We start from the raw sequence: 15,730 nt of genomic DNA, 5'->3' as shown, positions 1-15,730 counted from the left end.
CTCTCATTCCCGGGGGTCGCCGGCACGGGCAGTTTTACCCGTACGTGTCCCGAACCACAGCAAAGCTATCGACGCCGAAAACAGCAGGCCGAAGCCGATACCGACGATGACCGCCGGGACATTCAGTTTCACCACCAGCGAATAAAGCCCGAGCATGAGCAACATGGCGGTATTCTCGCCGAAATTCTGCACCGCGATGGCGTTGCCCGCCCCTACGCTCAGTTTGCCGCGATGCTGCAACAGTGCATTGAGGGGTACGATAAAAAACCCGCCCAGGATACCGATAAAAACCAGCAGCAGGTAGGAGGGCAGCAAGTGATGTTGCAAACTGAGCGCCACCACCACGCCGCCCATGATGATACCCGCCGGCATGCAGCGCCGCACCGTTTCCAGGCTGATGAATTTCGCCGCCGCCGCCGCGCCGAAGACTATCCCCACCGCCACCATGGCATTGAGCATGGTGGGAGTGGCGTTATCGTTGATGCCCAGCGCCACCGGCACCCACAGGACCAGTAAAAAGCGCAGTGTAACACCCGCCCCCCAGAACAGGCTGGTGCCGATGATGGAGAAACGGGTTTCACCATCCCGCCAGAGGCTTTGGCAGGCGGCGGTGAAGCTGCCCAGCATCCGGGCGGGATGCCAGGAACCGCCGGAGCGCGCCGGGGCCAGCCGTGGAATAAAGAGATTAGCCGCCACCGCCACGCCATAGGTCAGAGCGCAAATGGACAGTGCGGCGAGCACATGCCAGTCCGCCAGCAGCCCGCCGGCCACCGACCCGGTGAGGATGGCGGCAATGGTGGACGCCTCGATTAAACCATTGGCCTTCACCAGCAGCCCGCCTTGGGTAAGCTCGCCCAGGATGCCATACTTGGCGGGTGAGTAGGCGGCCGCTCCCACGCCCACCAGGCAATAGCCTAAGAACGGGTTCAATCCGAAACAAATCAATAGCGCTCCGGCCAGTTTCAACGCGTTGGCCGCCATCAAAACCCGTCCCTTGGGGAAATTGTCGGCAAATTTGCCGACAAAGGGCGCCAATACGATATAGGCGGCGACAAACAGCATTTGTAATACCGGTTGACTCCAGGTGGGATAATGTTGCTGCTTGATAAGCGCCAGGGTGGCGAACAGCAAGGCATTGTCGCCGAAAGCGGAAAAAAACTGCGCGCAGATCACCGCGATCATGGGCCGTGACAGCAGGCGATCGGATAATACCACCGGTTGGCTCATGCCTGGGTCTCCGGCGTTTCCGCCATTTTTTTCAGCGCGGCAAAATCGGGCTTACCGCTGCCGAGCAACGGTATTTCCTTTATATGGCGGATATCCCGCGGCACAGCGATTTCAGCGATGCCCTCTTTACGCGCCTGCTGTAACAGCAAATCGCGGGTTAACGTCGTATCGGTGGTAAACAACACCAGTGATTCTCCTTTCAAACGATCGGTTTTTGCCGCCGCGCCATGGCGAGCCTCCGGCGAAACGCGGGTCGCCAGCTGTTCGACACTCTCCAGGGACACCATTTCCCCCGCCAGTTTGGCAAAGCGCTTGATCCGGCCCTGAATGGCGCAGAACCCCTGACTGTCGATGGTGACGATATCACCGGTGTCATACCATCCCTCTTCCCGTAGGCCTCCCGCGTTTTCAGCGGCCGGCGGTTCCAGCATCCCGGGATGCTCCACCCGCAGATAGCCGTTCATGATATTCGGCCCGCGCAATTGCAACTGCCCGCCCTGTTCAATACCCGGCACCGGGATGATGCGCGCCTCCATACCCGGCAGGATTTGCCCGACGGTATGTGATTTGGCCGCCAGCGGAACATTGATAGCCACCACCGGCGCGCATTCCGTTACGCCATAGCCTTCCAGAATACGGATGCCGAATTTTTCCAGCCACAGCTGCCGGGTGGTTTCCGCCAGCTTTTCCGCCCCGGCGACGATATAACGCACCCGGGCGAAATCATAAGGGTGGGCCAGGCGGCCGTATTGGGCCAAAAACGTTGAAGTGCCGAACAGTACGGTACAATTTTGGTCATACACCAGTTCCGGTATTACCCGGTAATGCAGCGGGCTGGGGTAAAGCAATACCCTGGCGCCGGTCAACAAAGGAGTAAACAGCCCCACCGTCAGGCCGAACGCATGAAAAAGCGGCAGCGCCGACAAAAATTTATCCCGCGGCGTAAAATCCGCCACCGAGCGGATTTGCTCTATATTCGCCAGGATACTGTCATGGGAATGCACCACCCCCTTCGGCGTGCCTTCGGAACCTGAGGTAAACAGAATCAGCGCATTGTCATGGGCCTGTCGCGGCACTTCGGCATGATAAGGCACCAGTAAATGAAGGAGGATCCAGAACTTATCCCCCAGGCCGAGGCTGTCTTTCAGGTCCTCCAGATAGACCCAGCGCACGCCGGTCACCTGTCCGGGCAAGGAGGTCAATTTTGCTTTGTCCAGAAACTGCCGTGAAGTGACGATGGTTTTTAATTCGGCGGCTTTGACGGCGTTGTTCAGGCCGCTGGCGCCGGAGGTGTAGTTAAGCATGGCCGGGACCCGTCCGCGCAGGCTCGCGCCGAGGATAACCGCCGCGGTAATGGTGGCATTGGGCAACAGCAGCCCCAGGGACTCCCCCGGCGCGCTGAAACGCTCGAGTATGCGGCTGACGCCGAAGATTTTTTTTAATAATCCGCGATAGCTGTCCGCTTTGAAGGCAATGTCCTCGATGCAGGGTTTGTCCGAGCCATAGCGCCATGCCGCCGCCAGCAGCGCCCGGTACAGCGTGGGATGCGGACGGCACGCCATCCGCGCCTCCATCATGATCCGATGCAGGTTTTCACCGGCGATGCGGCGGCGGTCCCGCGCCCGGAGGGCATCGGGCATGGGCAGCTTGGTGGGGGGCAGCACATGGATGATGATCTTGGGAAACCAGTGACGCTTGATAATACCGCCCATGCGGCTAAAGGGCGTCAATTCCGGCCCGTCCAGCCAGACGGGCACAACGGTGGCGCCGGAGCGAGAGGCGACAAAAGCGGCGCCGTCGTAGATTTTCATCAATGAACCGGTAACCGAAATCCGGCCTTCCGGAAATACCACCACCGGCCGGCCGTGGCCGACATATTTAATGAGTTTTTTAATGCTTACCGGTTTGGTGGGATCCAGCGGCAATATATCCACATAACGCCTGACCACCGGCATAAACCAGGCATCGGTGATATCGGCATAAATGGCGAATACCGGTTTCACCGGCAAAAAAAGGGCCAGCAGCATGCCATCGAGAAAGGAAACATGGTTGGGGGTGATCATCACCCCGGGCTGTCCCAGCACCTGCGTATCGCCGATGACCTCCACCCGGTAAAGCAGTCGGAAAAAGTGTCGCAGCAGGTAAAAAAGCATGCCATCTCCTTATCGTTGCATTATTGTGGCCGGCACAAGAGCTCCATACCGGCTTCTCCCTGTTATATTAGCAGGTTAAGGGAATCTTTAAGCAACCGCTTGCTCCTTTCGGCCCCCGGTTAGGGTTTAAAACCGAGGGGCCCCCGCCGCCACAATGCAAAAATTCCGCCGAAGGTTACAAGCCCCCCCTGGCCGCCATAAATTCCCTCAACCGCCTTTTTTGCCCGCCCACGGCGGTGAAATTATCCCCCTGCAGCCAACCTTGCAGCGCCCGGCTGATTGGCGGCCACTCTTTATCAATAATGGAATACCAGCAGGTATCGCGATTATGGCCTTTATTGACCACTGCCTGGCGGAAGGTTCCTTCGTACTGGAAGCCCATCCGTTTGGCCGCCAGCACGGAGGCCTGGTTCAGGCTGTGGCATTTCCATTCGCAGCGTCGATAGCCCAGGGTATCGAAGGTATGATTCAGCAGCAGGAACAAAGCTTCGGTACCGCATACCGAACGTTTCATCAACGGCGACCAGTTGACCCAGCCAATCTCCAGTACCCCGTTGGCCGGATCGATGCGCATCAATGCCACGGTGCCCACCGCCAGGCCGGTAATCAAATCGATTACCGCATAATGCATCGGGTCGCCGGAGTCCGCATTGCCGGCTACCAGGGTATCGCACGCCGCCGATGTCGCCGGGCGCCCAATCGAAAAATAGGTCCAGTCCCGTTCATCGTTGATACTGTGCCAGGCGGTAAAAAGCGCGGCGCTGTGCTTAAGGGACAGCGGCTCCAGGCGACAAAAGCCGCCCGTCAGTATCCGTTTTTCAGGGCGTTCCCTGGGTTGCCAGTCAGGTAAGGCGTCCCCCAGAGGCTGATCATATTGATTCACGGTTGGCATCGGTTGGATCTCCTTGGAAAGCAGGAATTTAGCGTTAAATCCATTATCTTGGTGCTGCGGTACGACATCCATTAGGAATATATACCCTAATAATTCGAGTTGCAGGAAGGCGGCAACGCAGTGACAAATCTGTTTGGAACAGATTTGAACAGCGCTTGCGATGGCCCGCAGGGTGAACCTCAGGGATGAGGTTCATCTATCCCCAGGAGCTTTACTTATTCGATTAAGAATAGGCAAGTGACTGGGGTGAGCGAGGACAAATCCGCCGGTAGCAGATTTGAACGCTGCTTGCAGCGGCCCCGCGGGGGCGAGGCCCAGGGATGAGCCGAGTATTGCCAACGCGCCTGCAACTTGAAGTATGACGGGTATAAAAACACTATCCTAATTATTCCGCGTTGGTTAAAAGGGTTACGCCGATAGATAACTTGCCTGATAACGGGGAGCTTTCGCAACCAACACGGGTAAATGCCGGTGAAAGACGCGATCTATACCACAAACACGCGGGGCCGGATGGGAATTCGCAGGCTAAACGACAGGCAAAAAAAACCTACGCATCCGCGTAGGTTGGTGCAACTGAAATGGTCTCAACATACAGAGTATGCTGATTTCTCACCAATCAATACCTCTGGGAATACCTACTCTAAAGGGGGTGAAATGAATAAACTACCGTTCAATCGAAAGATTACTGCTCGAAATGAAACCAACTGTAAAATTTACCCCAGGATTATATCCACCACCGATTTTTAACCGCGGCGGCGATGAGCCGCGGACTGGGACGTGATGTACCGACGGAGAAAAAGGTAAACCCCGACTTTCCCTATCTGCCGATAATCCTATTTATGGATTGTTTGCTCAACCTGTGCGCTAACGCCTTGCATCGGCGAGGCTTTTCCGTAAAACTTAGAAATGTAAACGATTACTCTTTGAGAGCCTGTAAAGCGATATGGCCACCATAAAGGACGTAGCGAAACTGGCGGGCGTATCCGTCGCCACCGTTTCGCGGGTTATCAATAATTCGCCAAAAGCCAGTGACAGTTCGCGTCAGGCGGTGCTCGGCGCCATGGAAGAGCTGCAATACCATCCGAATGCCAATGCTCGCGCATTGGCGCAGCAGTCAACGGAAACCCTGGGGTTGATTGTGGCGGATGTCTCGGATCCGTTTTTTGGCGCGATGGTCAAGGCGGTGGAGCAGGTTGCATACCGTACCGGCAATTTTTTATTGATCGGCAACGGCTACCATATCATTGACAAAGAACGTCAGGCCATCGAGCAGTTGATACGGCATCGTTGCGCCGCGCTGGTGGTGCACGCCCAGATGATTCCGGAGGCGGAATTAAGCGCCTTGATGGCGCATATCCCCGGCATGGTTCTGATTAACCGCATTTTACCCGATTATGTTAATCGTTGCGTGGCGCTGGACGACAGATATGGCGCCTGGCTGGCAACCCGGCATTTGATTCAGCAGGGCCACCGGCGCATCGCTTTTATCTGTTCGAGTCATCCGATCTCCGACAGCACCGATCGCTTGCAGGGTTATCTGGACGCCTTGACGGATCACCATATCGACATTGACGAGAAGCTCATTGCCTATGGCGAGCCCGATGAAGTGGGGGGCGAGCAGGCCATCACCGATTTATTGGGCCGCGGCCGGAATTTTACCGCCATCGCCTGTTATAACGATTCCATGGCTGCCGGCGCGCTGGCGGTGTTAAGCGACAACGGTATCGACGTGCCGGAACAAATTTCGCTGGTGGGTTTTGACGATGTCCTGATTTCCCGTTACCTGCGCCCCCGTTTAACCACCATCCGCTATCCGGTGGTGGCGATGGCTACTCAGGCGGCACAGCTGGCTCTGGCGCTGGCTAACGGCGATCCGTTGCCGGAGGTGACCAATACCTTCAGCCCAACCCTTGTCAGACGCCATTCGGTGGCGCCGCCGCCGTTGGACGCACCCTGAACTAAAGTCATCGTGGATAGCGGTTACGCCGGGGGCAGTTCCTCCGAGACCCGTTCGAGCGCCAACAGTTCATCCAGGGTTTGGCGGCGGCGAATGAGGCGCGCATGTCCTTGCTCATATAACACCTCCGGCAATAACGGCCGGCTGTTATAGTTTGACGACATGGACGCGCCGTAAGCGCCGGTATCATGAAACACCAGATAATCCCCCACCCGCGCCTCGGGCAATAAGCGCGGTTCAACGCCGCCCCCCGCCAACTGCGTGAAGACATCGCCGGATTCGCATAACGGGCCGGCCACCACCGTGGCACGGTCTCCCTGCTCCCGGGGCGGACGTCCGTCGGCGGGAATGACTGAAATATGGTGATAGCTGCCGTACATGGCCGGGCGCATCAGGTCATTAAAACCGGCATCCGCCAGCACGAAATGGCGGCTGCCCATCTCTTTTACCGCCCGCACCTGAGCCACCAGCACCCCGGATTCCGCCACCAAAAAACGCCCCGGTTCAATTTCCAGCGTAACCGGATGCCCCAGGTGGCGGCTGATTTTCTGGCGCGCCGCATCCCATAGGTCGAAATAGTGCGAGGTGTTGATGGCCTCTTCGTCAAGCCGGTAGGGTATGGATAATCCCCCGCCGGCGGAGATGGCATGTAAATCCTGGCCGGAGGCGATGACCGTTTGCACCATGGCCTCGCACACCTGCCGCAAATGATCGTAATCCACCCCGGAACCGATATGCATATGGAAACCAATCAGTTTCAACCCATAGCGCTGAATTTCGGCGAAAGCCCGCGGCAAATCCCCATGCCAAATGCCGTGTTTACTGTTTTCTCCGCCGGTATTGGTTTTCTGGCTATGGCCGTGGCCGAAACCAGGGTTGATCCGCAGCCAGACCCCGTGCCCCGGCGAATGCTCGCCCAGCTGCGTCAGCATATCCACCGAACCGGCGTTCACCGGTATGCCCAGTTCCGCCACCCGCAGCAGGGTCGGCTGGTCGAACACATCGGCGGTGAAAACGATATCGCTTGGCGAACGACCCGGCTTAAAGCCCGCCACCAAGGCGCGTTCGATCTCCCCCAGGGAAACTGAATCCACCTTTACTCCGTGCTCTCGCATCAGGCGCAAAATATGCGTATTGGAACAGGCTTTTTGGGCAAAACGGATAACATCGAATTTTTTCAGCTGGCGAATACGATCGATGATGATTTCCGCTTCATAAACCCAGACCGGGCCGCCGAAGTATTGCGCCAGGGAACGGAGATTCTTCGCGTTCAGGGCGCCGGAGGTTTCATAAAGGCTATGGGGCATGGCTTCCTCTTCTTACTCCGTTTTCCGGGGGGAGTTTTCTCTCCGGCTATTATCCGCTACCTTTTCATTGGCGATAAAATATCTATATAGGTGAAAGCTATTCATCTATGATATGGTTTTGCCGTTTTGGAGCCCCAGCATGGCCGCCATCTCCCTGCGCCATATCGATATTTTTCATGCGGTAATGACCACCGGCAATCTCACGGCGGCCGCGGCGCTGCTACACACCTCGCAACCCACGGTAAGCCGCGAGCTGGCGCGTTTTGAGCATCTGCTGCAATTGACCTTGTTTGAGCGGAGTAAAGGACGGCTGAAGCCCACCGGCGAAGGGTTACGCCTGTTTGAAGAGGTGCAGCGTTCCTATTATGGCCTGGACCGTATTCTCGGCGCCGCCCAGGCGATTCGCCAATACCGTCAGACCCAGCTCTCGGTGGCCTGCCTGCCGGTATTCTCCCAGTCGCTGTTGCCTGACGTGTGCCGGACCTTTTTCCAGCACTACCCGGCGGTAAGCCTGAGCGTTATTCCGCAAGAATCGCCGTTGCTGGATGAATGGCTCTCCGCCCAGCGCCATGATCTCGGCCTGACGGAAAATACCTTTACCCCGGCCGGCACCGAACGGCAAACCCTGATGACCTTGAATGAAGTCTGCGTGCTGCCGGCCGGACATCCCTTAAGCGCCAAGGACGTTCTGACGCCGGAGGATTTCCACGACCTGCCTTTTATCAGCCTGTCCGTCACCGACAGTTATCGCCAGCTGTTGGACCGGCTGTTCGGGCAACAGGGAATAACCCGCCGGCTGATGCTGGAGACGCACAGCGCCGCATCGGTATGCGCCATGGTGCGCGCCGGAGTGGGCATCTCCATTGTCAATCCGCTTACCGCCCTGGACTACGCCGCCAGCGGAATAGTCATCAAACCCTTTAGCATCGACGTACCTTTTACCGTGAGTATAGTCCGGCCGCTGCATCGGCCGGCCTCATCCCTGGTTAATCATTTCGTCCACCATTTGCAAACCCTTGCCGACAGCATACCGGCCAGGCTGGCGCAGGCCACGGGCCGCGCCTGATAACAGACCCTCGCGCGCCGAGGGACGGCCTGGCGCCCAATGAGGGGCCGCCAGGCAAATCCCGGGGCAGGCCGTTATGCCACCACCAGGTGACGCGACGAGTGATAAAAGACTGCCGGCAGACTCCGGAACAGGCCCTTACGCCACCGCCGCTCGGCGCGTTGGGCGATAAAAAGTCACCAGACAGACCGCCAGCCCTATCAGCGCCAGCGCGCCGGCGGCCATGGGCACCCGGGTCAGTCCCAAACCCACGGCGATAACCTTGCCGCCGGCCCAGGCCCCCAGCGCATTACCAATGTTGAATGCCGAGATATTCAGGGTCGACACCAGATTGGGCGCATCGTCGCCGTGGGTCACAACGTTGATTTGCAATGCCGGTACGGTGCTGAAGGTGGCCAATGCCCATAAAAACAGAGTGATTTCCGCCGGCAGCAGTTGATGGCTGGTCCAACTGAACAGCAGTGAAAACACCGCAATAAACGAAAAACTCAGCAGCAGACTGAAGGAAAGCCGCCAGTCGGCCAGGCGGCCGCCGATAAAATTTCCCAAGGTCAGGCCGGCGCCGATCAAGAACAAGGTCCAGCTGACGCCGCGATCCCCCACGCCGGTGACCTGTAGCAACAGCGGCGCAATATAGCTGAATAAGGTGAACATTGCCGCGGCAAAACAGACCGTCATCAGCAGCGACAGCAACAGGCTGCCGTTGCGCAGGGCGGAAAACTCCCGGGCCAGGTCGGGAGGCGTCGCGTTTCGTTGCGACGGCAAGCTTGCCAGCAAGGCGATAAAAGCCACCACGCCGAGGGCCGACACGCACCAGAATGTGGCGCGCCAACCGTAAAGCTGCCCCAGCCAGGTGCCGATGGGCACCCCGAGCACGTTGGCCAGCGTCAAGCCGGTGAACATCAATGCCACCGCCGAAGCGCGGCGATTCGGCGCCACCAGCCCGGCGGCCACCACCGAGCCGATACCGAAAAACGCGCCGTGGCAAAGCGCCGTCACCACACGGGCAACCATCAGCAGGCCATAACCATAGGCCCAGGCGCACAAGGCGTTACCCACCACAAAGATGACCATTAATAACGCCAGACAGCTTTTACGCGGCAAGCGGGCGGTAAGCACCGCCATGATAGGCGCGCCGATGGCCACGCCCAGGGCATAACCGCTTATCAACCAGCCGGCATCCGGCAAAGAAACCTTGAGATCCGCCGCCACCTGCGGCAATAACCCCATGATAACGAATTCAGTGGTTCCAATGGCAAAGGCGCTCAGGGCCAGCGCCAATAGGGCAATAGGCATAACATACTCCATGACTTAACCGCCGCCGGACGGGCAGGCTGTGAAAAAAACGGAGGGATAGAGAGGAAGATCGTTATGGTTTTTATGATTAGGAAAGTAACACAATTGTTATGCCGCGCCAACGCCACGGCATTAATAGAGCGAAACCCGCAAAAACTTTCCGTCGGCCCGGACGTTCATGCCAAAGCCGCAATCGCCTGAGACCGTATCAAGCTGTGCCTCCCGCGGGTTAAAGGTCATGTTCACCTGACAGGCCGAATCGCCGTCGGCGGCGTCCTGACGATAGACCGCCTTGCCGTCGCTGATAGGCTGCACAACCGAGAACGAACCCATATTCGGGCCATAATACATCCCCATGCCCGGCATATAATATCCGTTAAAAGTGATTTTCCATGTATTGCCCTCGGGCATGACCGACAAAACGCTCCACAGTCCCTGACCTGCATATCGCCAATAGTTTCCCATCGGCGTGGCCGCCAGCGCAGGCTTAAGGCGATCCAGCACAGGCTGAATAAGCGTCAGGTTCACCCCGCTTTTAGCGGAATGGGGGGCCAGCGAAAGCCAGGCGTTGGCTTTTAAGGGTTCACCGGATCGAATCAACGCCAGCGCGGTATTATTATAAGCGGTATCCAGAGCCGCCGCCGGCAGGCGGCAGAATTCTCCCCAGGCAGCCTGGGCGCTGAACTCCTCAACGGCGCGGGCCATATCTCCCTGCCGGTAGGCCGCCGCGCCCGCCTTCCCGTAGCCGTCGATCTTGCCACAGTCGGTTTTGATCTGTTCATCTTCCTGCGCTGCATAACCGGTAACCGCATAGAGCCCGGCGAACAATACCCATGCCTTACATTTCCAGTGCATAAACGCTCATTAATTGTGGAAGACAATCGTCCGATAACAATAATGAAGGGCGGGAAGCGATAAGTAAAGTCACCACCTTTCGATAAAGTCTCCTCACGTTTCTTTCGCAATTACCGTGGCGAATTTGACTGCTATACCCAATTTAATTCGAATTGCAGGAAAGCGGCGACGCAGCAACAAATCTGTCTGGAACAGATTCGAACGCTGCTTGCAGCGGGTAGAGGGGCGAGGCTCTATTGCCAACACGCCCGCAACTTGAAGTAAGACGGGTCCATCAGACCAGGTAGTTGCTTCGTCATATTAAATACCCGCCAAAGCGTTATGAAAAATAAAATATTTCCAATAATTAATATAAAAATGGCTAACATTTAAATTTTTAAATTCAATAAAAATTAATACAAAAAATATTGCATTATGAATTCAAAATGAATTTTTTATTTATAACCTTAATTAGAATCTAATTAGCTACCTATGCTAACATTTATCTTGCCAGCAATTTGATAACCGATAATATATATGATTATATCAGCGCCGGTCACGGTAGCTGGGAAGACCATCGAACTGTACTATTTTAACCTCCTGGAATCACTACCGTTTTTGCAACAATCAATTAATAACCTGAATGATTAAATGCGATCACGAGTGTTATGCCCGATCAGTTTGAAAAAAATAAATACTCAGGATGTCGGACAGTGAATGAAACCGACTATTAACCTTTTTTGAGGAGTCCCCCTATGAAGAGACGTACATTTTTAAAAGGTGCTGCCGCGTTAGGTCTCACAGCGGGTACCTCGGCAGTACATGCCGCCGCTGCCGATAACGGCAATCCCCAGGAAACGTCAGCATTACCAGATGAAATCGCCACGGCGCTGGCGCGTTTTCGTGAAACGATTCCCGTCAATTTCGATCGGGCCTACGTTGAGAATGTGGTGGTCCCCTATTTTCTCAGCAGTTTTTTTGAAGGGGAAAGGCCGATGCTGCCGTTAATCGATCTTATCCTGAGCAAAGAAAATGCCCTGCCCCACGATCTCTGGGGGCTGATTTATTCAGAGTGGCGGCCGATGCCGGAAGAAGGCAGCACGGTATTTTTGCAGGGGCTGGAAAACCGCGGGGAAAATAACCTGCGTAAACGCATCTATTTCACCGCCATGACGCCGGATCTCTACCAGCCCATGTACAGCAAAAAGGTGATGACTTTCTTTGATGAGTTAATGGATCCGAAATTTGCCGACATCCCCTTTATGCGCCACTACCTGGACTACTATTTCGATATTTACTGGGACCTGCATGTGGGGGTAAAGGGGCAGGCCATTCCCGCCGAGGTGCGCGAAATCGGCGAGGCATTCAATACGGTGCTGGCCTATCGCAATCCGCTACAGCCCATCGTGTATGAAAATTATATGGCGGTACGCAAACGGCTGGATTTCCTCAGGGCATGGATCAATGAACGGGTGGAGGACATTGCCGCCGGCCGCATCGCCAATCCGGAAAAAACCCTGGCCTGGTATTGGTTGAAAAATGCCGGTGACGGCGCCCATTTCAGTAAGAAGGATATCATCTTTGAATGTTTCCATAACTTTGTCGCCCTAAGCCAATGGGGCAACTCCCTGTACGGCATCATGTCGCGCTTAAGCGAAGACGACGGCGACAAGGCCGTGCGGAGCTGTTTCCAAAAAACCATGAGCGGAGACTACGATAATGCCAACGGCGCCCCTTATACCCCGCTGGAATTATTCGTAATGGAATTGTTCCGTACTATCTCGCCCAACAGCGGCAGTATTTCGGCCATAGACGACGCCCGTAATTCCGCTTATGGCGAGTCGCCCCATCGCCGGCTCGGCCTCTCGTTTGAGCGCAACAGCTATATTATCACACCGCATACCACCACCAGCCATAGCCGGGAGCTGTGGAAAGAGCCGGAGGCGTTTGATCCCGAACGTTATCGCCAGGTTCCCACCAGCGCCGAAATCGACGAGGCAAAATGCCGGCAGATTGGCCTGGCGCGTTGCCCGTTCGATATGACCTCTTTCGAGGTCAAAGATGGGCGCAAGGTCAGTATTACCAATAGCGGTTTCGGTACGGTATTTGGCGTAGCCGGCGGACAGCCCAAGCCGGTTTGCGATTTTGCCGGCTTCGCACCGTTTGGCTTCAGCTACCGGCGCTGTCCGGGGGAGCAACTGACCATCCAGGTGTTTGAGGATTTTCTGCGCAAAGTCTGGAAAGAGAAAATTGTCTTTCGCAAACTGCCCCTGGCCCAGCCGGCACGCGTGCCCATCGGCCCCACCGCGGTGATTAACGACGATATAGGATTTAGTCGTCAGGCTGGTTGAGTGACATAAATAACCTAACGGGTGGCCAGATCCGTGCCGCGCCGGCGCGGACGGATTACCCCTCACTTATCCTGTGCCACATCGTCAAGTCCAAATAAGTCTGCCTGGAAGCCTGCAACGCCCCTTCAGGCCATCAGCTCGGCGTAACCCGGCGTCACCAGCATTATCTTGCCGATATGGGTGCTGGCCTCCATCAGGGTATGGGCATCGCAGGCCCGGTATAAGGGAAATGTGCGATCGATTAACGGCTGCAAACGGCCTTCCTCCAGCAACGGCCAGACTTTCAGCCGCAAATCGCCGGCGATGGCGGCTTTTTCCTCGATCGATCGCGGACGTAACGTGGTGCCGGTGTGGGTAAGACGTTTAGACAGCAGCGGCATCAGATTGAGCTCCTTGGCCGGACCGTGCTGGATACCGATTTGCAGAATCCGGCCTTCCACCGCGGCGGCGGCATAATTTCGCGCCACATAATCGCCGGCGACCAAATCCACAATCACATCCGCGCCGTGCCCGTCGGTCAGCCGTTTCGTCTCGGCGACAAAATCATGGGTACGATAATTAATGGCGTGATCGGCGCCCAGTTTAAGAGCCGCCGCGCATTTTTCTTCCGACCCCGCGGTGGTCAGGACCGTTGCGCCGAACGCTTTTGCCAGCATGATTGAGACCGTGCCGATACCGGAGGTCCCGCCATGCACCAACAGGATTTCCCCTGCCTGTAATTTCCCGCGCTGGAACAGGTTGGCCCAAACGGTAAAGAAAGTCTCCGGCAGCGCCGCCGCCTGCAATAAAGAGAAGCCTCTGGGGATTGGCAGCGCGTTGGTTTCATGGACGACGCAATACTCGGCGTAGCCGCCGCCGGCAATCAGGGCGCATACTTTATCTCCCACCTCGTAACGGCTGACATCTGGTCCCACCGCCACCACTTCACCGGCGATTTCCAGACCGGGGATCAGGGAAGCGCCGGGAGGGGGCGGATAGGATCCCGCCCGTTGCATCACATCGGGACGGTTGACCCCCGCCGCTGCCACTCTCACCAGCAAATATCCCGCGTCCGGCCGGGGAACCGGCATTTCAATGGCCACCAATTGCTCCGGTCCGCCGGGCTGTTTGATATCAATCGCTTGCATTACAGATGGAATGGCACTAGCAGTCATGGCTCTCGTCCCGTTATGAGTAGGTTTTAGCGATAATAGCCCCATGCCGTGATAACGGTAAAGCGGATAACTGGCAAAATCCGGCGGGTCAAAGGTCGTTGCCGTGAACGGGAGACACATAGGCAGGTGGATAGGCAGATCGCGCCGTGATAAAATATGATTTAGCTGAATGCTGCTGAAAAGATGCTCTACAGGAATTGCGGTTCTTTGGAAAGATATCAATTATCATCCATTGATATCATATATATTTTAATAAAATTATAGAAATCAGAGACCGCATCAAGCTCACATTGGCTTTCCAATAATTCCGCTCTGTGCACTCCTATATCTACCTCTCTGTTTTCGGCGTGAAGTTTAAGTCAATCTCTTTTCTCATTTCGAGCTCGAGAACGCAAATCATTCCACAGTTTCGGTGATGCTCGAAATAATTCTTATACGTGGTCGTATATAGTGCCCATAGATTTTCCAGCGAATCTATTTAAACGGAATCTTTTCATACAAAAGAATTCATTTAAGCTGTATATATAAGTGTCTTCCCGTCTTTGCCGGCCAATGCCGTGCGGGCTTTTCTTCCTCGGCTCCAGATTGTATGAGAAAAACCTTAACCGGGCCGAGGCATCTCGTTAGTGTATAAGGGGAATTGACTTACACTTTTTAGGCCCGATCCCCGTCCCTGCTGAGATCAAAGCCTCTGTTTTGATCCATCCCAATATAGGATTTTCATCTTTTTTAAAATAAATTATAGATGAATATCCATTGTATTCAGCCAGCACATCCACCTGATCACCGTGGACAATAAACAAACTCTTTATCTTGCATTCTTCGCTGGGCGCGCTGTAGAAATATGCCCTGCCAATTGATCCAACTTTATAACCTGACTCATTGCTGTTTATATAATATTGCTCACGTTCTACGTTCCTGTTTAGATTTTCACAAAAAACATTTGCAAAGGAAACATATGGAATAAAAAGAAGCATAAATATATAACATTTGATCATATCAATCGTTCTCTCTTCATTATGCTGATTAATTTATCAGCATAAGACGGATCTGTGGCATAACCAGCGCGCTGTAACCCTTTCGCCCAATCACAGGGATCTTGGTAATCAAACAAGAAATGATATCTTTTATTTTTCACAAAAAAAGCAGAGCGTCCAGCGATACTCTCTTCATAAGAAGAATAAGCCATAAATTTATCAACAATTTTAGTCTTTACACCTCTTATATATTCATGTGTATTAACCCAGACAAAGTTCGGATTACCGTGCGCTTTTATACCAAATAAATTATAACTGTATTTATTAGTATAAATATCAACAGGCACAGCCTTGCCATAGCCAGTTTCCAATATCGCTTGGGCAGTGGTTACAGCAGCCGGGACATGAGAATTAACTTCATCATTTTTAGCTTGATTGAAAACGAAATCTACAAATTCCTTTCCTATGACTTTCCCCACTTCCCTGAGAACCTGAGCAATCGCATCCAGAAACACC

General features: G+C 54.9%; 12 protein-coding genes. 3 read left to right on the top strand and 9 right to left on the bottom strand.

Features of this window, described 5'->3' with window-relative positions; all coding sequences use genetic code 11:
• Positions 1-3 precede the first annotated feature (3 nt).
• From lplT to HB631_RS21135, 3 genes are all read right to left on the bottom strand, one after another.
• Complete coding sequence (gene lplT, locus HB631_RS21145; protein WP_213993157.1) at positions 4-1,227, bottom strand: lysophospholipid transporter LplT; 1,224 nt, start codon at positions 1,225-1,227, stop codon at positions 4-6.
• Entirely contained in the window at positions 1,224-3,380 is a 2,157-nt protein-coding gene (gene aas, locus HB631_RS21140; protein WP_213993156.1) for a bifunctional acyl-ACP--phospholipid O-acyltransferase/long-chain-fatty-acid--ACP ligase, read from the bottom strand. The genes lplT and aas overlap by 4 nt, the downstream gene beginning before the upstream one ends.
• 175 nt (positions 3,381-3,555) lie before the next feature.
• Positions 3,556-4,272, bottom strand: a complete 717-nt coding sequence (locus HB631_RS21135) for a GNAT family protein (protein ID WP_213993155.1) — start codon at positions 4,270-4,272, stop codon at positions 3,556-3,558.
• A 943-nt stretch (positions 4,273-5,215) separates the two neighbouring features.
• Here HB631_RS21135 and galR point away from each other — a divergent pair.
• Positions 5,216-6,229, top strand: a complete 1,014-nt coding sequence (gene galR / locus HB631_RS21130) for an HTH-type transcriptional regulator GalR (RefSeq protein ID WP_213993154.1) — start codon at positions 5,216-5,218, stop codon at positions 6,227-6,229.
• Positions 6,230-6,252: 23 nt separating this feature from the next.
• Here the strand turns inward: galR and lysA are convergent, their stop codons facing one another.
• The gene (gene lysA / locus HB631_RS21125) at positions 6,253-7,536 is read right to left on the bottom strand and encodes a diaminopimelate decarboxylase (protein WP_213993153.1); all 1,284 of its coding nucleotides are present in this window, start codon (positions 7,534-7,536) and stop codon (positions 6,253-6,255) included.
• A 139-nt stretch (positions 7,537-7,675) separates the two neighbouring features.
• On the opposite strand from lysA, the gene HB631_RS21120 reads away from it, so the two are divergent.
• The gene (locus HB631_RS21120) at positions 7,676-8,602 is read left to right on the top strand and encodes a LysR family transcriptional regulator (RefSeq protein ID WP_213993152.1); all 927 of its coding nucleotides are present in this window, start codon (positions 7,676-7,678) and stop codon (positions 8,600-8,602) included.
• 138 nt (positions 8,603-8,740) lie between these two features.
• On the opposite strand, the gene HB631_RS21115 is transcribed toward HB631_RS21120, so the two are convergent.
• Both HB631_RS21115 and HB631_RS21110 read right to left on the bottom strand, forming a co-directional pair.
• Positions 8,741-9,898, bottom strand: coding sequence for an MFS transporter (locus tag HB631_RS21115; RefSeq protein ID WP_213993151.1), 1,158 nt, complete (start codon positions 9,896-9,898; stop codon positions 8,741-8,743).
• A 132-nt stretch (positions 9,899-10,030) separates the two neighbouring features.
• Complete coding sequence (locus HB631_RS21110; RefSeq protein ID WP_213993150.1) at positions 10,031-10,753, bottom strand: tetratricopeptide repeat protein; 723 nt, start codon at positions 10,751-10,753, stop codon at positions 10,031-10,033.
• A gap of 734 nt (positions 10,754-11,487) precedes the next feature.
• Between HB631_RS21110 and HB631_RS21105 the strand changes: the two genes are divergently transcribed.
• Positions 11,488-13,083 (top strand): hypothetical protein, encoded by a 1,596-nt coding sequence (locus tag HB631_RS21105; RefSeq protein WP_213993149.1) that lies wholly within the window; start codon positions 11,488-11,490, stop codon positions 13,081-13,083.
• A gap of 125 nt (positions 13,084-13,208) precedes the next feature.
• Here the strand turns inward: HB631_RS21105 and HB631_RS21100 are convergent, their stop codons facing one another.
• The 3 genes from HB631_RS21100 to HB631_RS21090 form a co-directional block, all read right to left on the bottom strand.
• Entirely contained in the window at positions 13,209-14,237 is a 1,029-nt protein-coding gene (locus HB631_RS21100; RefSeq protein WP_213993148.1) for an NAD(P)H-quinone oxidoreductase, read from the bottom strand.
• Between the two features lie 623 nt (positions 14,238-14,860).
• On the bottom strand, positions 14,861-15,235 hold the full coding sequence (locus HB631_RS21095; RefSeq protein WP_213993147.1) for a hypothetical protein: 375 nt from the start codon (positions 15,233-15,235) through the stop codon (positions 14,861-14,863).
• Positions 15,232-15,730: glucosaminidase domain-containing protein (locus tag HB631_RS21090; RefSeq protein ID WP_213993146.1), on the bottom strand; the 499-nt coding region annotated here is incomplete at its 5' end. The genes HB631_RS21095 and HB631_RS21090, both read right to left, overlap by 4 nt.

Source organism: Sodalis sp. dw_96 (assembly GCF_018449575.1).
Classification (GTDB): Bacteria; Pseudomonadota; Gammaproteobacteria; order Enterobacterales; family Enterobacteriaceae; genus Acerihabitans.
The sequence above is the reverse complement of the archived record's forward strand: the minus strand, read 5'-3'. Positions and strand labels throughout refer to the sequence as shown.